Source organism: Paraburkholderia sp. GAS38 (assembly GCF_050434965.1).
In the GTDB taxonomy this organism is placed as follows: Bacteria; Pseudomonadota; Gammaproteobacteria; order Burkholderiales; family Burkholderiaceae; genus Paraburkholderia; species Paraburkholderia phenazinium_A.
In genome coordinates this window covers 156,254-177,784 of the sequence record NZ_JBNDJO010000014.1, presented here as the reverse complement: position 1 = coordinate 177,784, position 21,531 = coordinate 156,254, and the positions used below count along the sequence as shown (strand labels likewise).

19 protein-coding genes are annotated in these 21,531 nt (G+C 64.0%); 7 read left to right on the top strand and 12 right to left on the bottom strand.

Going from position 1 to position 21,531, the window contains the following annotated elements; genetic code table 11:
- Positions 1-41 precede the first annotated feature (41 nt).
- From P3T42_RS28460 to P3T42_RS28445, 4 genes are all read left to right on the top strand, one after another.
- Positions 42-392 (top strand): VOC family protein, encoded by a 351-nt coding sequence (locus P3T42_RS28460; RefSeq protein WP_429307926.1) that lies wholly within the window; start codon positions 42-44, stop codon positions 390-392.
- Between the two features lie 176 nt (positions 393-568).
- Positions 569-2,110, top strand: a complete 1,542-nt coding sequence (locus P3T42_RS28455; protein WP_074295896.1) for a methyl-accepting chemotaxis protein — start codon at positions 569-571, stop codon at positions 2,108-2,110.
- 292 nt (positions 2,111-2,402) lie between these two features.
- Positions 2,403-4,142, top strand: a complete 1,740-nt coding sequence (gene argS, locus P3T42_RS28450; protein WP_429307925.1) for an arginine--tRNA ligase — start codon at positions 2,403-2,405, stop codon at positions 4,140-4,142.
- 1,074 nt (positions 4,143-5,216) lie between these two features.
- Complete coding sequence (locus P3T42_RS28445) at positions 5,217-7,946, top strand: TonB-dependent receptor (protein WP_074297403.1); 2,730 nt, start codon at positions 5,217-5,219, stop codon at positions 7,944-7,946.
- A gap of 104 nt (positions 7,947-8,050) precedes the next feature.
- Here P3T42_RS28445 and P3T42_RS28440 read toward each other — a convergent pair whose 3' ends face one another.
- Both P3T42_RS28440 and P3T42_RS28435 read right to left on the bottom strand, forming a co-directional pair.
- Positions 8,051-8,695, bottom strand: a complete 645-nt coding sequence (locus P3T42_RS28440) for an HD domain-containing protein (RefSeq protein WP_429307924.1) — start codon at positions 8,693-8,695, stop codon at positions 8,051-8,053.
- A 63-nt stretch (positions 8,696-8,758) separates the two neighbouring features.
- Positions 8,759-9,010, bottom strand: a complete 252-nt coding sequence (locus tag P3T42_RS28435) for a hypothetical protein (RefSeq protein ID WP_429307923.1) — start codon at positions 9,008-9,010, stop codon at positions 8,759-8,761.
- A 115-nt stretch (positions 9,011-9,125) separates the two neighbouring features.
- On the opposite strand from P3T42_RS28435, the gene P3T42_RS28430 reads away from it, so the two are divergent.
- A complete protein-coding gene (locus tag P3T42_RS28430; protein ID WP_429307922.1) occupies positions 9,126-9,956 on the top strand; it encodes an AraC family transcriptional regulator in 831 nt (276 codons plus the stop codon).
- Here the strand turns inward: P3T42_RS28430 and P3T42_RS28425 are convergent.
- From P3T42_RS28425 to tehA, 4 genes are all read right to left on the bottom strand, one after another.
- Positions 9,890-10,330: a hypothetical protein gene (locus P3T42_RS28425; protein WP_429307921.1), complete on the bottom strand. Its 441-nt coding sequence runs from the start codon at positions 10,328-10,330 to the stop codon at positions 9,890-9,892. The genes P3T42_RS28430 and P3T42_RS28425 overlap by 67 nt on opposite strands.
- Positions 10,331-10,398: 68 nt before the next feature.
- Positions 10,399-11,370 carry a hypothetical protein gene (locus P3T42_RS28420; protein ID WP_429307920.1) on the bottom strand — a complete coding sequence of 324 codons (972 nt, stop codon included), beginning with the start codon at positions 11,368-11,370 and terminating at the stop codon, positions 10,399-10,401.
- A gap of 247 nt (positions 11,371-11,617) precedes the next feature.
- On the bottom strand, positions 11,618-13,189 hold the full coding sequence (locus P3T42_RS28415; protein ID WP_429307919.1) for a methyl-accepting chemotaxis protein: 1,572 nt from the start codon (positions 13,187-13,189) through the stop codon (positions 11,618-11,620).
- A gap of 98 nt (positions 13,190-13,287) precedes the next feature.
- On the bottom strand, positions 13,288-14,313 hold the full coding sequence (gene tehA, locus P3T42_RS28410; RefSeq protein WP_429307918.1) for a dicarboxylate transporter/tellurite-resistance protein TehA: 1,026 nt from the start codon (positions 14,311-14,313) through the stop codon (positions 13,288-13,290).
- A 301-nt stretch (positions 14,314-14,614) separates the two neighbouring features.
- Between tehA and P3T42_RS28405 the strand changes: the two genes are divergently transcribed.
- Together P3T42_RS28405 and P3T42_RS28400 are read left to right on the top strand one after the other, a co-directional pair.
- Entirely contained in the window at positions 14,615-15,040 is a 426-nt protein-coding gene (locus tag P3T42_RS28405) for a PRC-barrel domain-containing protein (RefSeq protein WP_074295905.1), read from the top strand.
- A 307-nt stretch (positions 15,041-15,347) separates the two neighbouring features.
- Positions 15,348-16,271, top strand: a complete 924-nt coding sequence (locus P3T42_RS28400; RefSeq protein ID WP_429307917.1) for a LysR family transcriptional regulator — start codon at positions 15,348-15,350, stop codon at positions 16,269-16,271.
- A 156-nt stretch (positions 16,272-16,427) separates the two neighbouring features.
- Here P3T42_RS28400 and P3T42_RS28395 read toward each other — a convergent pair whose 3' ends face one another.
- The 6 genes from P3T42_RS28395 to P3T42_RS28370 form a co-directional block, all read right to left on the bottom strand.
- Entirely contained in the window at positions 16,428-17,621 is a 1,194-nt protein-coding gene (locus P3T42_RS28395; RefSeq protein WP_429307916.1) for an NAD(P)/FAD-dependent oxidoreductase, read from the bottom strand.
- Positions 17,618-17,788: a rubredoxin gene (locus P3T42_RS28390; protein ID WP_074297405.1), complete on the bottom strand. Its 171-nt coding sequence runs from the start codon at positions 17,786-17,788 to the stop codon at positions 17,618-17,620. The genes P3T42_RS28395 and P3T42_RS28390 overlap by 4 nt, the downstream gene beginning before the upstream one ends.
- A gap of 21 nt (positions 17,789-17,809) precedes the next feature.
- Positions 17,810-18,877: a Rieske 2Fe-2S domain-containing protein gene (locus P3T42_RS28385; RefSeq protein WP_429307915.1), complete on the bottom strand. Its 1,068-nt coding sequence runs from the start codon at positions 18,875-18,877 to the stop codon at positions 17,810-17,812.
- Between the two features lie 204 nt (positions 18,878-19,081).
- A complete protein-coding gene (locus tag P3T42_RS28380; RefSeq protein WP_429307914.1) occupies positions 19,082-19,741 on the bottom strand; it encodes a M24 family metallopeptidase in 660 nt (219 codons plus the stop codon).
- A 76-nt stretch (positions 19,742-19,817) separates the two neighbouring features.
- Entirely contained in the window at positions 19,818-20,327 is a 510-nt protein-coding gene (locus tag P3T42_RS28375) for a GAF domain-containing protein (protein WP_429307913.1), read from the bottom strand.
- A gap of 129 nt (positions 20,328-20,456) precedes the next feature.
- Positions 20,457-21,239, bottom strand: coding sequence for a DUF899 family protein (locus P3T42_RS28370; RefSeq protein ID WP_429307912.1), 783 nt, complete (start codon positions 21,237-21,239; stop codon positions 20,457-20,459).
- Positions 21,240-21,531 lie beyond the last annotated feature (292 nt).

Sequence of the window (21,531 nt, the reverse complement as noted above, 5' to 3'; positions counted from 1 at the left end):
TCGCGATGATACTCTCTGCGAACTCAAACTTGGAGCATTCGATGCGAATTCGAACCGTATATTTCAAAGTCGCCGACATGACACGCGCTGTAACGTTCTGGAAGAACCTGTTAGGACAGCCGCCCAGTCGCACGTCGGAGAAGTGGACGGAGTTCCTCGTGGGCGAGGTTCGCCTCGGTTTGCTGTTGAACGATTTCGGCGACGAACTCGTCGGCAGCGCATGCGTGCCCGTGTTCGAATTCGATGCGGCGGCGTTGCAGGATTTCCTCGCCCGTGCGAAGGCGCTTGGCGCGACGGTCGTACTGGATGGCATCAGCGACAAAACCACGAACACCATCGTAATGGCGAGCCCCGATGGTCACGAGTTCGAGTTGTGTACCTGTCACGAGTAGGTTCCGCGGCTGACGCCAAGGCGCGCGGTATCGAGCGGGGGCTAAACCGCCCCCTCCCCGAAACAACCCTTACCTTTAACCAAAAAACATAAAGTTTCGCCCCCAGCCGCCGATATTGACAGTAACACCGGACTGTCTGGTCCGGACGTCAACTCTGCCGGAGCTTTCGCCCCAACATGTTCTCCCGACTCTCGATCAAGATCCGCATCTGGGCGACGGTGGGATGCCTTGTCACGCTTCTGCTCGCCATTGGCGTGCTGGGCCAGGTCAGCACCGACTCCGGCAGGACCGCCCTGCGTGAAACCTACTCCGTGCAACTTGCCTCGGCGGTCGCGATGGGCGACAGCAAGTACAACCTTGCGATTGCCCGCGTGACGATGGACCGCGCGCTGCTGCATCCCGAATCGCCCGACCTGCCGACCCTGATCTCCAAGGTACACGGCTACCTCGGCACCTCGAAGCAGGCACTCGCCCGCTACCTCGCGCAACCCCACGACGCCGAAGAGCAACGCCTCGCCGACGTCGTGTCCGCGAACTTCGACAAGCTGCTCAACGAAGGCATCGAACCGGCCTTGCAAGCGCTGCAGCATGGCGACCCCAAGACGGCCGATACGATCACGATGACGACCATGCCGGCCCTCTCGCTCGCCTTGACCAAAAGCACCGACCAGTTGAACGCGTACCTGCTCAAACGCGGTTCCGACAACTACGACGGCTTCCAGCAGACGCTCAAAACCATGAGCATGGTGTCGGCCGCCGTGATGTTGCTCGGCGTCGCCATTGCCGCGCTGTGCGCGCTCGGCTTGCAAAAGGCGATCTCCGTGCCGCTGACCAACGCAGTGCGCGCCTGCTCGGCGATTTCGAAGGGCGATCTCACGCATCCGATCGCCGCGGACGGCCACGACGAAATGGGCCATCTGATGCGCGCGCTCTCGGCCATGCGCGACGGCCTGCTAGGCACCGTGTCGTCGGTGCGTGACGGCAGCGCCAGCATGGTGACGGCCACCCAGGAAATCGCCGCCGGCAATGCAGACCTGTCGCGGCGCACCGAATCGCAAGCGGCCGCCCTCGAGCAGACCGCCGCCAGCATGGAGCAACTGACGGCGACCGTAAAGCAGAACAACGCCAACGCGAGCCACGCCAGCCAGCTCGCCAAAGAGGCCTCGGAGATCGCCGCGAGCGGCGGTGGCGTGATGGATCGGGTGGTGGGCACGATGGCCGACATCCACGATCAGTCGGAAAAGATGTCGGCCATCATCGGCGCCATCGAAGGCATCGCCTTCCAGACCAACATCCTGGCGCTGAACGCCGCGGTCGAAGCCGCGCGCGCCGGCGAACAGGGCCGCGGTTTCGCGGTGGTCGCAAGCGAAGTGCGCACGCTCGCGCAACGCTCGGCCGCGGAGGCGAAAGAGATCAAGGGCTTGATCCAGGCGGCGGCTACGCGCGTCGGCGACGGCACGGGTCTCGTCGAAACCGCCGGCACCACGATGCAGCAAATCGTGCAGTCGATCCGGCGCGTCAGCGACATCATGACCGAGGTCGCCGCCGCATCCGGCGAGCAGAGCGACGGCATCGAACAGGTCAACCGGGCAGTCGCGCAGATGGACGAGGTGACCCAGCAAAACGCGGCGCTGGTCGAGCAGACGACGGCAGCGGCGCTGTCGCTGGACGAACAGGCCAAGGCATTGCAGCTCGCGGTGTCGCGCTTCAGGCTTTGATGTCCGGGGCTTGCACGGACCGCCAGGTGCAGTCCGATACCCTGCCGCAGACCTCTTTGACCGACGCCGCTTTCCTCGCGGCGTCCCGCCACCCCGCCTTCCCCGGCCGCGGCCTCGCCAAGGCCATGTAGAATCGCCTGAAGGACCCATCGTTTCGAGCGCGGCGGCACACTGCCCGCTCCAGGCCAGCATCAAGGTCCGCGGCCGCGTTCTCCGCCTCCCATGCAGCAACAGGGGTCTGGTTTGCCCTGCCTGGCCGCGTCCCCACACAATCCAATACCCATCCTTATCGATGCCGAATCAGACCCTGCTCCAGCTTCTCAATGCGCGCGTCCAGGCTGCCCTCGCGGCAGCCGGCTGTGCGGACGCCTCCGCCAATGTTCAGCCCGCCAGCCGTCCGGAGCACGGCGACTATCAGGCCAACGGCATCATAGCCGCAGCCAAGTCGCGCAAGCTCAATCCGCGCGCGCTCGCGCAAACGGTGGTGGAGCATCTGCAGCTCGACGGCATTGTCAGCCACGTCGAGATTGCCGGACCAGGCTTTATCAACATGACGGTCGCGCCGGACTACCTGGCCGGCTGGGTCAAAACCGCGCTCGACGACGAGGGCGGCCTCGCCGTCCCGCGCGTGAGCGGAGACGCCGTGCAATGCGTCGCGATCGATTACTCGTCGCCGAATCTCGCCAAGGAAATGCACGTTGGGCATCTGCGCTCAACCGTGATCGGCGATGCGTTGGCGAGAGTCCTGCGTTTCGTCGGCCACAAGGTCGTCGCGCAAAATCACGTGGGCGACTGGGGCACGCAATTCGGCATGCTGACGGCGTGCATGGACGAAGCCGGTCCCGACGACGCATCGAACCTCGCCCTCGCCGATCTCGAAGTGTTCTACCGGCATGCGAAAAAACGCTTCGACGAAGATGCGGCCTTCGCGAATCGGGCGCGGGACTACGTCGTCAGACTGCAAGGTGGCGATCCGCGCGTGCTCGAACTCTGGAGACGTTTTCTCGAGGTCTCCATGAGCCATTGCGAGGAGATTTATCGCCGGCTCAACGTGGGTCTGACGCCTGCGGACGTCTACGGCGAAAGCGCCTATAACGACGACCTGCCCGTGGTGGTGGCGGATCTGCAGGCCAAAGGGCTCGCCGTGACGAGCGACGGCGCGCAGGTAGTCTTTCTCGACGAGTTCAGCAGCAAGGACGGCGTGCCGGCCGCGTACATCGTGCAGAAGCAGGATGGCGGCTACCTCTATGCCACCACCGACCTCGCCGCAATCCGCTACCGCGCCACCACGCTGAAGGCCAACCGGATGCTCTACGTGGTCGACGCCCGGCAGAAGCTGCATTTCCAGCAGGCCTTCTCCGTGGCGCGTCAGGCGGGTTACGTCCCGGCGGGTGTGCAACTGGAGCATGTCGGCTTCGGCGTGGTGCTCGGCGACGACGGCAAGCCGTTCAAGACCCGCAGCGGCGACACCGTCAAGCTCGCCGAACTCCTCGCGGAAGCCACGCAACGCGCCTTCAATCTCGTCACCGAGAAAAGTCCGGAGTTGCCGGAAGCGGAGCGGCAAGCGGTGGCCCAGGTCGTCGGCATCGGCGCGATCAAATATTTCGACCTCGCCAAGAACCGCAGTACCGATTACGTATTCGACTGGGCCAGCATGCTGTCCTTCGAAGGCAATACCGCGCCATACCTTCAGTATGCTTACACGCGTATCAAGAGCGTGTTGCGCCGCGCCGGCGAATGGGACGTCAATGCCAAGGTGACTCTCGTGGAACCCGCCGAGCGCCAACTCGCGCTGCAGTTGGCGCGCTTTGCCGACGCCGTGCTCGCAGTCGCGCAGGATGCCTTACCGAACACCCTATGCGCCTATCTGTACGAACTCGCGGCGGCCCTCATGCGCTTTTACGAAGCATGTCCGGTACTTAACGCAACGGGCGAGACGCGCACGAGCCGGCTGCAGCTATGCCGGCTGACCGCCGATACGTTGCGCACCGGACTCGGACTGCTAGGCATCGAAGTTCTGGAAGCGATGTGACGGCTCAGCGCCGGATGGCAGGCGACAGGCAGAAAAAAGAAGACCGGCTCGCGCCGGCCTAAAGATTCTAGCGTTTCCGAGGGCGTGCTAGAACCTGAGAGAGTCGCCATTGTGCCTTGCCGCGATGCGTGTGTTTGATCAATAAGGGCCCGAATCTCGTCGCTTATTCACGTTTTAACAAGCGGCCTGTTCTGCACACGCTACAACAACGAGCAAAGCGGCTTGGCCGCGCAACGCGATATCCCAATCTGTGACACCGACGGCTAACGAACCGCCTCGCGCACGCGTCATCGTGCGCGGCCGTTAATGGTTTCGTAAGGACGTCCCAGGCTCACACACTGATTAGACGCAGCACTCTACGCACTCGCATCGAGCGCGACGCTTTGCGCAGCGCACACGCCCAGCGAAGACCAGGCGGCCACCTCGTCACTCGCCGCTACGCGCCGCCTGTCGGCCATGCGAGCACCCTTCTCTCCGGTCACCGCGGACAAAACCGGCGGCTTTCCTGGCACCCTCCCGCCACGCCACGTCATTCGATTTCCCTGCCGGAAAACAACAAGTTTTATTTCTATCAAACAAATTTTGACTCGGGCATTGTGGCTTGGTAGTGTTTCGCAACTAATCGTAAGGCATATCTCAAGAGGTCTGGCATGCCGCTCAAGGTAGCGGCTGCAATGACGATCCGATACCCCGCAGTACCCGTCGGTCAGTGAGTCGAAGTGGCATAGCAGTAAAGCATTTCGTAAGGAATGCATAATGTTTCTGTGTGCTTGATAAGCAGACGCGGTCGCCAGCCATCTGAAGCGAGTGAGACTGGATCTCCGACACGCGTCTAGCAAGATAAAAAACGCTGCGCAATCCGATAATAAATGTTTAGTACTCCGATACTAAACACCAGCTTCCCCATGCGGTCAGCCGTGCCTTGTGCGTGGCAAGACCCAATGCGCGATGACCGGCGTGGGAGAAGCTGCTGACGGAATCCGGCGGATTCACGCCGAGCATGGAGTGGGGAGGTCCAAAAGACCTCTCTTCGCACAACAGCGTATGGCCTTACTGACAAGTGTGAGGGGAATGATGAAACAAAGGGCATTAGCAATCGCCATTCGAAGAATAATCTGGGCTGAACTGGCACTCTCAGCCGCGATCGCCGTTCCGGCGTTCGCGCAAAGCCAGCCGGCTGCAACGGAGGCAACACCAGCAACGCCTGCCACGGCTCCAGGCGGTACCACCAGCGGCACCACGCCTCCAACGCCCGGCACCTCGGGCGTCACCGGCACCGGTACCCGCGCGGTGAAGCAGCTGCAAACCTTCCAGGTGACAGGCTCCCTGATCCGCAGTTCGGACAAGGTCGGCTTCAACCAGGTGCAGACGGTCACCCAGAAGGACATCCAGGACAGCGGCGCGACCAGCGTGGCCGACTTCCTGCGCACCACCACCGCCAACTCCGCGAATAGCTGGAGCGAAGGCCAGACCGGCAACTTCGCCGCAGGCGCCGCAGGTATCGCCTTGCGTGGCCTGAGTGAGAAATACACACTGGTCCTGATCGACGGGCAACGGGTCGCGCCGTTCGCGTTCTTCTCGAACAGCGTGGACAACTTTTTCGACCTGAACACGCTGCCGCTCAACACGATCGACCGCATCGAAATCGTCAAGACCGGTGCCGTGTCGCAGTACGGCTCGGACGCGATTGCGGGCGTGGTCAACATCATCACCAAGCACGACTTTCAAGGTCTGCAACTCGACGGCAGCTACGGCAGCTCAGTGAGCGACGGAGCCGGCAACGGCACGACGAAGTTCAGTGTGCTCGGCGGTTTCGGCGATCTGAACTCGGACCGCTTCAACGTCACCGCATCGGCCAGTTACTACGACAACGCCGGCTCGACGCTGGCGGATCGCGATACAACGGCCAATCAGGATTTCACCAACATGCCGGGCGGGCTGTCGTTGCTCGCGCCGTCGTACTGGAACACGGCGAACGGTGCGCAGGCGCTCGCGGGTTGCCCCAACGGCGGCTCGGTGCGTCCGGCCGGCACCAATTACCTTGGCGCGCTTGCAGGCGGCGGGACAGTGTGTGCCGCCAATACGGCCAACGACACCTCCATCGTGCCGGAGACGCAACGTCTGAGCGCGAAGGTTCACGCCGACTTCAAGATTAACGACACCACCACGGCGTACGCCGATCTGTGGGAGAGCCACAACCAGACCACGACCAACGACGGTCTGTGGAACAACATTGTCGGCAACCCGGAAACGCCGACACTGATCTATTCGCCGGGAACCGGTCTCAGCCCGTTCAACAATACGGTTCCGCTCACCAACCCGTACAACACGACTGGTGCGGCTACCCCGTTGACGTATGCGTTCCCGGCAGCGGTGGCCGAAAAGACGGATTCCAATTTCTGGCGCGCATCCACCGGCGTCAAGGGAACGTTCGCGTTACCGAACGGAGATTGGGATTGGGCGACCTCGATCAGCCACTCGCAAAGCACGGTCGACAATACGTACACGAACCAGCTCAATGCAAATGCGCTGACCAATATCTTCCAGAACGGCACGTTCAACTTCGCAAACCCGGCCTCGACGCCGAACGGTTTGAATGGTCTGTATCAGAGCGCCACGAACGAAGGAATTTCGAAGCTCGATACGGTCGACGCCACCTTGGCGACGCCGACCCTGTTCCACCTGCCTGCGGGCGATGTGGGTATCGGTTTCGGCGCGCAGTTCCTGCACGAGAGCGAGTTCATCAGCCCGGGCGCCGAGTATCTGACCGGCCAGGTTGCGAACGTGGATCTGGAAACCGTGAACGGCCAGCGTAACGTCGCCGCGGTCTACTACCAGATCGATGTGCCGATCATCCAGAACCTGACGTTCAGCCAGTCCGGCCGTTACGACCACTACAGCGATTTCGGCGGCGCGTTCTCGCCGCGTTTCGCCCTGCGCTATCAGCCGGTGCAGGCCATGACGATGTACGCGTCGTATAACCGCGGCTTCCGTGCGCCGACCTTCGTCGAAGACAGCAAGTCGCAAACGCTGGGCATTCAGGATCTTCCGTCGGGGACCGTCACTACGATCACCTCGGGCAATCCGGATCTGCAGCCTGAACGCACGAAGAACTACAACATCGGCTTCGAACTCTCGCCGACCCGTACCACCGACGTGGGCCTCGACTGGTACAAGATCCGCATCACCAACGTGATTGGCGAAGCGCTCGCCCCGTCGCAGATCGTCACGAACCCGGCCAACGGCCAGACCCTCTACGAAGTGTTCCCGTACGAGAATCTGGGCTACCTCGATACGAACGGCTTCGAAGGCACCTTCCGCCAGTCGTTGCCGACGAAGGTCGGTACGTTCGTGTTGTCGGCCGACTGGGCTTACGTCGATGCGTTCAACCTCGGCACACCGACGGGCAAGGTCAACGGCGCAGGCAACAACTTCACGCTGACCCAACCGTTCGGCGGCAGCTTCCCGCGCTGGAAGGGCAATACGACGCTGTCGTGGGCGTATCACCAGTTCAACACCGCGCTGACCTGGCAGTTCACCGGACCGTATGCCCAGACGCTCGCAACTCAGGCCGCGACCGCACCGTCGGACAAGGTCGGTTCGTACAGCCAGTTCAACCTGATGGTGACGTACACAGGCTTCAAGCACTGGACCATCTACGGTGGCATGAACAACATCTTCAATCGTGCGCCTCCGTTCGATCCGCTCTGGGCCGACAACTCGCTTGACCAGTCCGGTTACGACCAGTCGCTGTACACCTACGTCGGCCGCTTCGCCCAGATCGGCGCGACGTACAAGTTCTAAAGACGCAGCAAGGCAAGTAGCACTCCTGTTCCTCTCGAACCGCTCCGGGTCCCCTTTTCAGTCACCGGAGCGGTTTTTTTTCATGAGAGATCAGCAGGCGGAAATCAGATTTCATCCGCGAATTCGTCGAGAAAGCGCTGCAAGCGCTCATGACGCACGCGCGCCAGCCGGGCCCCTGTGTCGGTCCGGAAACCCGATGCCAGCTTGAGCAGCTTCGCGCGAAAATGATCGAGCGCATAGCGACGGTCGTCGAGCGGCCGCTCCGATGCGTGCGGATCGAGCGGGTCGTATAAGGCACTCCCCATCCGGCCCGCCACATAGAAACATCGCGCCACCCCCAGCATGCCGATCGCGTCGAGCCGATCCGCATCCTGCAACGTTTTCGCCTCCAGCGTCAGCGGCTCGATGCCGGCTGAAAAACTGTGCGCGGCCACCGCGTGCGCCACGGCGTCTATCTGCGCCTGCGGCCAGTCGAGCGCGCTCAGCACACGGGCGGCTTTGTCAGCGGACAGACGCGAGGCCTGAGCACGCAACGGCGAATTTTTCTCGGTGGGAACGCAGTCGTGCAGGATCGTGGCGGCGAACAGGACCTGCGCGTCGCCGCCGTCCTCGGCCTGAATGGCCGCTGCGTTCTTCCAGACACGCTGCAAATGCGACGTGTCGTGCGAACCGTCGCCGTTCGCGTCGCCCGCGTGCGGCAACAAGGTTCGAGCCAGATCCTGAAACGGGAAAAATGCGGGTTGTGTCATAGGCGTTGCCGGTTCAATGGGCCGACGATTATCGCCTGGGCGCGCCTTCCCGCCGCGCCGAATTCAATGCGCGCCGATCAACCCGCGCAGCGCGGCATCGCGAACGTCCATCACGTCGAAGATCCCGAGCGCCCGCAGCGCCGGCAACGCGTCGACGATATCGCGCTCGGCCTCGGCACGACTTTGCGCGGCGGCGTCGCGGTCGCACCAGATCCTCGCGTTGACGAGAAACGCGCCCACGGTGCCCTTGCGCACCGTGACGCCGTCGAGGTCCCATTGATTCACATGGTCGGGTAAGAGCTCGTGTGCTTTCATGACTGTCCGTCCTGGTTGAGTGGCCGCGCGAGCGGCCGGTTGCAGAGATTCCACTCTAGATGGACGGATGCAGCGCGTCTCCGGTATAAAGGCCATTCGATCCGTCGTTTCGGCCATGACCCAACCGCTGATTTCCCCGCAACAGGCGCAGTCCGCTCACGGACCCTTCCTGATCGCTGTCGAACAGACCGGCGACGACGTGCGCGTCACGCCTTCGCACGGTCACGCGCGCGGCCAGTTGCTGGGTGCGCTGCGCGGGCTGTTGTCGGTCGGCGTCGACAACCAGCAATGGGTCGTGCCCGCCATCCACGCGGTCTGGATTCCGCCGCATCGTACGCATGCGCTTCGCTCGCACGGCGCCTATGCGGGCTGGAGCGTCTATATCGAGGAAGCGGCCTGCGCGCCGCTGCCCGCCGAACCTTGCACGGTACGGACGTCCGCCTTGCTGCGCGAGGCCGTGCGGCGTGCCGCCAGTTGGCGCAGTGCGGTCCTGGACGCGCCGCAACTGCGGGTGGCGGGGGTGATCGTCGACGAAATCCTGAGCCTGCCGCGCGAGCGTCTGGGCTTGCCGATGCCGCGCGACGCCCGCTTGCAACGCATCGCGCAGGCGCTCACCGACGATCTCGCGGACAACCGGCGCCTCGAACAATGGGCGCAATGGGCCGCGCTCTCACCGCGCACCTTGAGCCGCCGCTTCGTCGACGAGACGGGCTTCAGTTTCGCCGAGTGGCGGCAGCAGGCGCGACTGTTGCGCGCGCTCGAAATGCTCGCTGCGGATCTGCCGGTCACGACCGTCGCGCTCGAACTCGGTTACGACAACGTGAGTGCCTTCATTGCGATGTTCAAGCGCGCGCTGGGCAGCACGCCGAGCCGGTATTTTCATTCGTCGGCGGCAGACCCCGCGCCGCCGTCCGCCGCCACGACGGCGACCGACGCTGACGCATAGCGTGCGCCGCTGTTGCATTCGTCGATCTGGCCGGCCACGTTATTGAACGCATGCAGATAGACGCTGGATGACTTGCCGTCGCGGCGCGCGAGTTCGGCAAGGTCGAGCACGGCGGCGTACTTCAACGCACAACGCGGCGGATGCGATAACCGCGGTAAATGCGGTAAATGCGGTGAATGCGGCGCCAGGATGGACGTGGGAAACGGCCCGTCATCCACGCCCGGGACCGGCACAGCAAACGCGTTCGTTTCGCCTGCCGTTCCGGCCGTAACGGCGACCACTGCGGCAAGCGCGACGATCAGCGTCGCGAACTTCATCCGTCTGAAGAAAGAGCGGGTACGGGTCACGTTTTCACGCGAACGGGCCGGGGTCATGCTGCCCTGCCCGCCCCTCGCTTGCGGCTCGCCTTGCATGCGGACTCCTGATGATTGGACGCCGCGGTTCATGACCAGTGAGCCGGAATCCAGATACCGCCATACCAGTGACCCGGCACCCACACCACAGGACGCGGCGCGACGTAGACCACACGGGGTGCGACATACACGGCGGGCGGCGGAGGCGGCGGCACATAGACCACCGGGGGCGGCGGTACATAAGCGACAGGCGGCGCCACGACGACCGCCGGCGCACGCACCACCACCGCGGTGCCGCCCGTCGTGACGGTACCGCCGGCGACCACCACACCGCCCGTTGTAACCGTACCGCCGGCGACCACCGTGCCGCTGCTCGTGACGGTGTTGCCGTGCACCCCCGTCACGCTGCTCGACGTCGTCACCACACCCGGCGCTACGCGCGTGGCGCTGCCGGAATGATCGACGGTACCGCCGTCCGGACCGGTCACCGTCCCCGAGCGATAACAGGAATTGCCCGCGCAATTAGTCGAAGCCGCATGGTTGTACGTGTTGCCGTTCGACCCGGTAACCGAGCCGGTGGACGAATACTGCCCAGGCGCATCGCGCGTCACGCTGCCGGAGGTGCTGGCGGTCTTGCCGTCGGGACCGGTCAGCGTGCCCGTGTGCGAACAGGTCCCACCGGCGCAACTGGTATCGCCGGCATGCTGGACCGAATTGCCATAGCGTCCGGTCGCGGTGCCCGAGTTCGAAAACTGCCCCGGCGCCGTACGCGTCACAGTGCCGGTATTGGTAGCCACACCGCCCCAGGGGCCGGCGACGCCGCCCGCGTGCGAGCAGCTTCCGCCGCCGCAAGAGCCGGCGTGCGCGCCGTTATACGTGCCGCGCGAAGTGTAGGCCGTGCCGCGCGAGGTCCAGGCCGAGGCCGGCGCGCAGCCGAGCACCGACACTGCCGCGCACGCCGCAAGGGCGAGCTTCTTGATGGTGAGGCGAACACGCACGGCGCTAGCGGTGGAAGCCAGCCAGGCGCCGGTGGTGGAAAGCTGAAACGAGGCGTTTTTCACGGTATGTCCTTCGCAGTTCGGGCCACATTGAGCACTCTGGCGTGGCGACGAACGGACTATAGAAGGACGGCTGCGCTGACACTATTGCAAAGATATGTCGCGCGGTTTCACCGCAAGCGACAGCGCGCGGAGGCCCGCCACGCGGGCGTCTGAGCGCCTCACTCAGGCACCGTGACATCTCGCGACATAAAGTGCGCGAGTCGTGAAGACCAGGTACGGCGCGCCGAAACCACCCGCGCCTCCCACCTCAATGCATTTGCACGCTGCCCTCAGGCAGCGTAAAGACCGCGATGGCCGCTTCGAGCTGGGCGGTTTGTTCTTTCAGGACCTCTGCGGATGCGCTCGCCTGTTCCACCAGCGCCGCATTTTGCTGGGTCGTGCGGTCCATGCTCGCGACCGCGATGTTCACCTGCTCGATACCCGAACTTTGTTCCACCGAGGCCGCGCTGATTTCGCCCATGATGTCCGTCACGCGCCGCACCGCCTGCACGACTTCCTGCATGGTCTCGCCCGCTCGCTCGACGAACTGCGAGCCGCCTGCGATCTGCGCGGCCGACTCCTCGATCAAGGCCTTGATTTCCTTTGCCGCGGCCGCGCTGCGTTGCGCCAGATTGCGCACCTCGCCCGCCACCACCGCAAACCCGCGCCCTTCCTCGCCGGCGCGCGCCGCCTCGACCGCCGCATTGAGGGCGAGGATGTTGGTCTGAAACGCGATCCCTTCGATCACGCCGATGATGTCGCCGATCCGGAGCGACGACTGCGAGATGCCGTGCATCGTCTCGACCACCTTGCCCACCACGTCGCCGCCACGCACCGCCGTCTCCGATGCGTTGTGCGCCAGTTGGCTGGCCTGCCTGGCGTTGTCCGCGTTCTGCTTCACGGTCGCCGTGATCTGCTCCATGCTGGCGGCCGTTTCGCCGAGCGCGGTGGCCTGCTCTTCCGTACGGCGCGACAGGTCCGCATTGCCGGAAGCAATTTCGCCGGAGACCGTGGAAAGTAACGTGGCGCCGCCGCGGATTTGCGCAATCGCCTGGGCGAGGCGCAACTGCATGCGCTGCATGGCCGCGAGCAGGCTGGTGTCGTCGCCGTTGCGGGTCGCGACCACGACGTCGAGCTCGCCGTCGGCGATGCGGGTTGCGATCTGCGCGGCATAGGCCGGCTCGCCGCCGAGCTGGCGCAGAATGCTGCGGGCGATCAGCCCGATCACAATCGACACCGCCACGCACAGAAACAGCGCCGCCACGACGTACTGCACGAGCGTCAGATAAAACGCGGCGTCGATGTCGTCGGTAAACACCCCGGTGATGATGGTCCAGTCCCATGGCTTGAAGAGCCGGACGTAGTTCACCTTCGGCGCCATTTTATTGGTGACCGGTTTCATGAACTGCAGATTCATGAAGCCTTCGCCGTTACGTTCAGCCAGATCCGAGCCTTCCTGGAACACGTGATGACCCGTGGGATCCGTGAACTGGCTCATGTCCTTGCCGTCGAGCTCGCTGCGCACGCCGTGCATCAACACTTTCGCGTGGGCGTCCGTGATCACCAGATAGCCGCCCGAGCCGTCGTAGTGCATCGCCTTCAGATCGGCGAGTGCGTTGCGCTGCGCGTCGGCGAGCGGCAGGGTACCCGCCGCGGCAAGCTCGTTATAGCGATTCACCACGCCATACGCCACGCTCACCACGCTTTTCAGTTCGGCCTCGCGGCCTGCGATCATCGTCTCGCGGGCCTTGAAGGCGCCCCACAGGCCGATCGCCAGAATTCCCATGCACATGACCGCCACCGCCAGCCAGAGCCGTACCTTGAGCCGAAAGCGTTCCATCTCCGCACCTTTTCTATGTTGGTGAGCGCCGGCACGATACGTGCGTGCAGGCTTGTTATGTCCGTCAAGCGGGTTAACGGCGGGAGACGGCGGAAACTTCAGTGGGCGCCGACGGCCGCGGCGGCAGGCCGCGCGCCGCCAGGCGACTGGGGCCGGGCAGCCGCAGCCGGCGCACTCGCGGGCAGCAGCTTGCCTTGCCACAATTGACGCAGCGTCATGACGACGAGCACGGCGATTGCGAGGTTCGCGAGCACGAACAGGCCGGCCGCCAACCATGCTTCCTGACCGCTCGCACCGCGTTCGACCATGCGCATGGCCATCGTCGGCAAGGCGGCGACGCCGAAGCTGAAGGCCCAGTACGACGGTGCAAAGGCCTGCTGGCGAATCCACGGCAACAGGCGCAGCAGCAACAGAGCCTGATAGATGCCGTAGCCGAGCAGCAGGTAGGCGAACAGGTCGGGCGCGCCGCTCGTCAGGCTCAGGTAGGCCACGCCGCCCACGACGGGCGGGGCCAGTTGAATTCCCAAGGTGGGGCGCAGCGCCTCGGGCAAGGCTTCGTGGACGGCGGCGCGATGCAGGATCAGCGATTCGATGGCGAGCCACGACAGCACGCCGGCGCCGAAGAACAGCATGCCCAACTGGTGCCAGCCGAACGCGGCGGAAGCCGTCGCGGCCACGAAGTTGGTGGCGACGGCGGGCAGATAGATCGCCGGCGTGACCAGTTCCGGCGCGCGTCCGCCCTGCCAGAGGCGGCCTTGCAGGAACACACCCAGCGCCAGTCCGCTCGCGGCAGCAAGCCAGAACAGCGCCACCGCCGCGACGTGCGAATAGTTCAGCAACGCCCCGGCGGCCAGCAAGGCGGAAACCGGTACAAGCGCGACAAACGACGATTGCACCGGGTGCTGCAGTTCGGCGCGTGCCTCGGCGCGGTGCGCGATCCACTTATGCGCGTAGGCTGCGCCAAGCACCAGCCACACGGCGAACGCGCCAAGCGTCAACAGTTGCGCGACGCTTGCCGGTACCGGCCAGATCCGGCTCGCCACGCGCCACGCATTGGCGAATGCAAACAACCCGACTGCGATGCCGAAGAAAGCGACCGGCATGGGTCCACGATGCGTATTCATCTGCTTTACTCCTGAAGATTCGAGCCAGGTGTCCGGCGGCGCCGCACAGGCCTGTCGTTCAGACGTACTTTAGGAGCGGGCGACTCGCGCGGGAATGCCGCGCCATCGCAACAAGATGCTCATTCGTCTCAGGGTGCGCTTCGATGCAGCAAAGCCGCCTGAAAGGTATGATGGAAAGCCGCCCCTTCCGGGACCTTCCGGAGCGGAGCGCGCCGCGCAGTCGCGACCAGCAGTGGCCGGCGTTGCGACAGCCGGGATGAAGGACGTGCCAGAAACCGAATCTAACCACGGAGTGAACGATATGGCTTTGCACAAGGCAGTATGGGTAGCAGTGGCACTTGCAGCATCGATCAACGCGCATGCACAGGTCGCCGGCACACAGCCTCTGAGCGTCACCGTCGAGCAGTCCCAGGCACTTCTGCAGGGCTGGAGCGTCAAGAAGAGCGTGCTGGGCAAAGCGGTCTATAACGACCAGAACGAAAAGATCGGCTCGGTGCGCGATCTGATCGTCGCCCCGGACGGCTCCGTCTCGGCGGCGATCCTGTCGGCGGGCGGGTTCCTCGGCGTCGCCACGCACGACGTCGCCGTCCCCATCGCCGCGCTCGACGTCCGCGGCGGCAATCTGTATCTGCCCGGCGCCACCAAGGACGCGCTGAAGGCGACGCCGGAGTTCCAGTACGCCAAGGTGCAAACGCCGCCCAAGCCCAAGAAGGTTCAGGCACAGTAACGCGCCGTTTGCCTTCATGAGTTGAAGGGGTTGCGGCTGACAAGCTCAGCCGCAACCCCTGCTCGCCGTAGTCATCGCGCTTCACCCTCTGGCGGTTCACGCTCCCCCACATCCCCTCCTCTACCCCATAAACCGGCGCCTATGACCGGGATGCCGCCTCGCCCATGATCCCGTCCCGGCAAGGCGCTACGGACGGCTACGGTAAATACCCCCAATTGACGCTCGCTATATCCGCTCATATATTTCGAACGCGGCGTAGGCGGACGAGCCTTGAATACGCGGCTGAACAACAGAGGTCCCGTATTTGATGTCCAAGGAAATCATCGACTCTCATCTCATCAAGGTCCTGCACACGCTGCTCACCGAATCCAGCGTATCGCGCACCGCAACCTTGCTGGGACAGTCGCAACCGACGGTGAGCGTCGCCCTGCGCAAGCTGCGCGAAATGACCGGCGATCCGCTGCTGGTGCGCAGCGGCAGCCGGATGGTGCCGACCAGCCATGCGCTCACGCTGATCGACCCGGCCGCGCAGGCGCTGAACAGCATCGCCGCCATCCTGCACCCGACCACGACCTTCGATCCGGCCACCACGAACCGGACCTTCCGCATCGGCTCGCCGGATTATCTCGACGTGTTTTTTGTGCCGGCGATTGTCGACGCCTTTCATAGCGAGGCCCCGGGTGCGAAGATCGAATTCAAGCATCTGATGATGGTCGACGGCGGCTACGAGCATGGCCTCGAAAGCGGCTTCCTCGATCTGGTGATCGGCAACTGGCGCACGCCGCCGGAGCATCTGCACCTGCAGCCGCTGTGCAAGGACGAACTGGTTTGCCTGATGCGCACCGCTCATCCGATCAAGCCTAGCCGGCTCACTCAAGCCGTCTATCAGGAGGCCGAACATCTGGCCGTCACCACCTACAACACGACTGCGTGGGGCACCATCGACGTCGAACTGGCGCGCAACGGTTTGTCGCGCACGGTAACCACCACGCTGCCCTACTTCGGCATGGCCCCCTACGTGCTGGTGCGTTCGAACCTGCTGTTCACCACCACGCGTGCGCTCGCCACGCACTACACCGGTCTGTTGCCGCTGCGCATCGAGCCCGTCCCCGGCGGCGCACAACCGTTGACGTATTACCAGCTCTGGCACGACCGGACCCATCGCAGCGCCGCCGCCATGTGGCTGCGTAGACTGGTCGCGAACGTGGCGAAGAATCTGCTGGAAACCTGATCAGCCATAAAAAAACGCCGCAAGCGAAGCCTGCGGCGCAATGCGAAGCATCAGTGGCGCTGAGAGGTGACAGGCCCGTTACGCCACCGATCCGGCGCGAAGTGAGGTCGGTCACATGGAAGATTTGTTATCGTTGGAACCTCGCGACAGGCGAGCCTACGCCGGCGCCGAAGCGGCGCTCGCCGCCAGCACCTTGAGCAGTTCGGCCTTGCCTTCGGTCGCCGCCCCGACCAGCGCGAAGCCAATCGGCTGGCCATGCTCGACGTGGTGACAGACGGCGCGCGCGGCGTGAGGCGCATCTTCGGCGGTCGGCTCGATGCGCCACTCACCCTCCATATGCGGCACCACCACGACGGCAGGCGCCGCCGGCGTCTTGACGATCACCGGCATCACCGGGAACGCGACGCGCGTCGCTTCGCCGTTGAGCGTGCGCGCCAACGCGCGCGCTGCGTGCATGATCGGCAGAACGTAGGGTTGCAGTTTGCCGTCGAGCGCCGCGCAATCGCCGAGCGCGTAAACATCCGGCGCGCTGGTGCGGCACCAGGCATCGGTATGGATGCCCTGCGCGACTGCGATGCCGGCAGCCGACGCCAGCGCCGTGCGCGGGACCAGACCGATCGCCGAGACCACCAGGTCGGCATCGACGGCCTCGCCATCGTCCAGCGTCAGCCGATAGCCGGCCTGCAAGCGCTCGATGCTCGCAACACCGCGCCCAAGATAGAAGCGGATGCCGCGCTCGCTCAACGCGTTGGCGAACACCTCACCGGTGCGCTCGGGCAGCAAACGCGCCAGCGGCGTGCTGGCCGGGTCGATCAACGCGACGGTGTGGCCAGCCGACAGCAGGTCGTTGGCAAACTCGCAGCCGATCAACCCTGCCCCAAGAATCGCCACCGAGCCGCATCCGTTTAACGCTTCCCTGAAACGGGCGTAGTCCGCGAGATCGTTGATCGAGAGAATCTCGTCGGCACCACTGCCGTCGATCCGCAACCGCCGCGGGTCGGCACCTGTCGCAAGCACCAGCTTGCCGTAGCGCAGCGGCTCGCCTTCCACCACGATCGTATGTGCATCCGGCACGATGCGCTCGACCCGCTGATGCGTGCGGATCTCAGCGTTGAGTTGCTTCGCCATCGCCGCCGCGTCGAAGTTCGCCAACGCGTGCGCTTCCTTCTTCATTGCCAGCGCAGTGGACAACATCGGCTTCGAATAGAAGCTGCCGTCATCCTGACTGATCAGGACGAGCGGGACCGCCGCGTCGAGCTTGCGCAATTCGCGTGCGACCGTATAGCCGGCGAGTCCCGTGCCGACGATGACAACCGGCGCTTGCGCCTGATTGGATGCGTGTTCGCTCATACCGTTATCCGTTGCATTTCGAAGTCATGTTTGCCGGTCGCGCAATCGGGACAGATCCAGTCGTCGGGGACGTCTTCCCAGCGCGTGCCGGGCGCGAGGCCCGCTTCGGGCAGACCCAGCGCCTCATCATAGCGAAACCCGCAGATTACACATTCCCAGATGTTCATCGCCATTCTCCCGATCGCGGATTAACGCACATACACCTGGCCCAGGCCAATCTCGCCCAGCGCACGCCGGTACGCGCCCGACGAGCGGTCAGCCAGAATCGGCGCCTCCGCCGTGCGGTCGATAGGCAGGTCCTCGGGACACTGCTGCTCGACAATCGCGCGATCTTCCTCGAAGACCTGGCGGTTGAATTCATAGACGTCGTCGAGCGGCAAATCCTTGTCGAAGTTTCGCACGATCGGCACGAACAGCCGGGTCAGGCGCGCCGAGACCGGACTCGCCGCGTTCAGAATCGACAGGCGTCCGCCCTCCGGGAAGTGCACCGTGAGGCGGGCAAAAAACGGCACGTCGACTTCGAAGATGCGTCGCCACAGAAAACCGTCCGGCGCGCGATGCTGCATCGACTTCGGAAAATTGCTGACCGTGCTGATGTATTCCGCATGCAGGCCACGCTCGCACCGCTCCACCGAATACTGCGGCACAACAGGATTCTCGCGATCGGCAAAGCTGTCGTGGTGAATCCACGCAAAATGCGCGACGTCGATAAAACCCTCGGTTTGCCGGCCGGCAGAAGCGCGAATATCGATCGAGGGCGGCAGGATCTGCTGAAACGACGGATCGTCCCAGTTGGGAAACTCGGGCAACGCTTCGGTGCCGCCACCCAGCGACACCCAGATCAGCCCATAGGCCTCCTGAGTGGCGTAAGTGGTCAGATGCAGGCGCTCGGGAATCGGACCGTCGCCTTGCGACGGGATGTGTTTGCACTTGCCGTCCCCGCCGTACGCGAGGCCATGGTACGGACACACCAGATTGCCGTTCTCGACCCAGCCCTGGCTCAACGGCGCGCCGCGATGCGGACAGACGTCGCGCGCCGTCACGAGCTGGCCGTCCGGTCCGCTACCCGTGCGAAACACGACCAGCCGTTCGTCCAGCAGCGTCACACTCAGGGGCTTGTCTTGCACGTCGGCGGCGAACGCCACCGGATGCCAATAGCGGCTGAGTATCTCCCAGTCGTGGCTATCGAAAGTGCAGTTGCGCGGCTGCGTGGCCGAGCGTTGAAACGTCAATGGGGCTACTTGGGGGGAAGTCATGTTGTGTCGTCTCCGGGACCTGACGTGGATTCGTCGCAGCCGCCGTGTTATCGGGCTGCGTGGACACAACAATAGCGGGATGCGGCAGGCGAACCCATCCCCCGTCGAGCATCTAGTCTATGTGCGGATACGCATAGGATGGAGCCGGTGGCACGAAGCGCGGCCGGGGCGCGCGCTCATGCAAGCCCTTACAGATCATGCAGATCAGGCAAGCAGGTCTTCGTAGAACGCGCCGAACGGCCGGGTGGGATGGGCGATCTGGATTTCCAGAATCCACAGGCTGGCATCAGGCCGCTCGTCGAAGTCGCCCAGATTGCCGGCCTTGTAGATTGCATGCGGGAAGTCGCTCACGCGATGCCCCTTGATATCCACGTTCAGACGCCAGCCGAGCGCCTCGGCCCGTTGCGCGGCGTACCCGTACAGGTCCTTGCCGCCCGCGCCAGTGCTGCGCCAATGATGCTCGACCTCGTCGAAGATCGTCTTGACCGCTGCCGCACAGGCCTTCATTTCGGCATCGTCGCCCACCACGTAGGTGGCGCCGGCATCGCCTTCATGGTGATCCCACACCACGCCGAGATCCACGAAGAAAATATCGTTCTCGGCCAGTTGCGGATCGACTTCCGCACGTTCCTTGAACGTCTTCAGCGTGTTCTCGCCGAAGCGGATCAGGATGGGATGCCAGATCCGCTCCATGCCCAGTTCTTGCAGCACGACCTTGCAGATGACATTCGCTTCCGATTCGCGCATGCCCGGGCGGATTCTCTTCGCGACTTCATCGACCACCTTCCAGGTCATCGCGCGTGCGTGCTGCATCGATGCGACGGAAAAGTCCTTGCCGACCGCCTGTTTCGCATTGCTATTCAAAGCTCACCTCTGTGCTGTTTGTCTGTTGGCCGCGTGGCCTCTTGCTCACGCGTCACGAAAGGCGCCGCGTGCGGCGTTATTTCGCCGCGGTACGCGACCAAGCGAGTTCGACAAACACCCGGCACAACGCCTCCATGCCTTTGGCATCTTCAGCGTCGAAGCGCGCGACGAGCGGACTGTCGACGTCCCAGACACCGATCAGCGTGCCGTCGGCAGCAACCAGCGGCACCACGATCTCCGACTGCGAGGCCGAATCGCAAGCGATATGCCCAGGAAATTCATGGACGTCGCGCACCACCTGGGTGACGCGCGTCTGCGCCGCCGTCCCGCACACGCCGCGGCCCAATGCGATGCGCACACATGCCGGCTTGCCCTGGAACGGTCCGACCACCAGTTCGGCGCCGTCGAAGAAATAGAAGCCGGCCCAGTTCAAGCCGTCCAGCGAATTGAACACCAGTGACGAGAAGTTCGCCGCATTGGCGATCCGGTCGGTTTCATCGGCGAGCAGCGAACGCGCCTGAGCGACCAGTTCCTCGTATTGAGCCGGTTTGGAAAGTTGCGATGAGGCAGTGGAGACCTGAAACATGATGCAGTCCGTAGCGGATACCAGGGGAACGGAGCGGCCCTCGGCGTGGCGCCGATCAGACCGTCCGTCATGCGAACGCGTATCTTACGCCGGACAGGCCGCTGGCGTGACGGTGGCACCGCTGCGGACTCAGGTATGGCTATCGCAATGGCATGAGCCGGCTGGGTCAGCCGGCGCTGCCGGCGAGGTGCCGTACTCGAGCTTCGGATACCAGTTCGTGCCGCGGCCGCCCGGCGTCATGTCGAGCACCTGCCAGACCGGCATGATGTCGGGGGCGCCGCGCGGATCCTGACCGGGATCGGCCGTCTGCGGACCCATCTCGCCGCCCCAGAAATGCCGCAGCACGCCGCCCGAGCGGGTGAAGACATTGAACTCCGAGGTGTCCTCGCCATCGGGGTCCTCGTTCGCGTAGTCGCGGTTGAAGCTGTTGCCGCCCGACGAATACACGCGCAGGTGGCGCCAGCCACGCTCTTTCTTGAAGGCCACGAGACGTTCGATCGGCGAGCGGGCGATCACAGCAAAGGCCACGCGTTGCAGAATATCGGCCATCTCGCCGTCGAGGGAGCTCAGCGTCGCGGCGCACATCGGACAAGACCGTGCCGTCCGCGGGCCGAACATCCAGTTGTAGGTCACCAGCGTATCGTGGGCGCCGAACATCTCCGTTAGCGTCACCGGCCCATGCTCGCCTTCGAAGCGGTAGTCCTGCGGCACCGCCCCACCCGGCGGCAACGCGCGCCGCTGGGCCGCCACCCGCTCGATGTGGCGGCGCAATTCGATTTCCTCGGCCAGCAGCGCATTGCGCGCCTCGCGGTACTGGGTGCTTTCGCCGGGAAAGCGCCGCGGCGACTGAGCCAATAACGTGGCCGGCTGCAATGCCTGCGGTTGCTGCGCGATTCGATCCGTATCGGTCATCCGTGATCTCCTGACAGGTTGAACGAAAATAAGGGCCCAACGTGGCGGCCTGCGGCCTCTTAAGGCTTCACGATCTAGCCGCCCCTATTCACACGACGAACGGCATGTCGAAGAATCGACACGGTCGCACGGTCAATCCAGCCTGTTTCCAGAAAATGCCCGCACGGCTGCGCCGCTCATTCCAGTAAAAGATCAAACGCCTGTTCGATCAAGAGGGGATTGTCTGCATAAAGGGAAAGATGCGACACTGCCTGAAACGCTGCGGCGCTGTACCTGAAACGCCGCCCTTCGC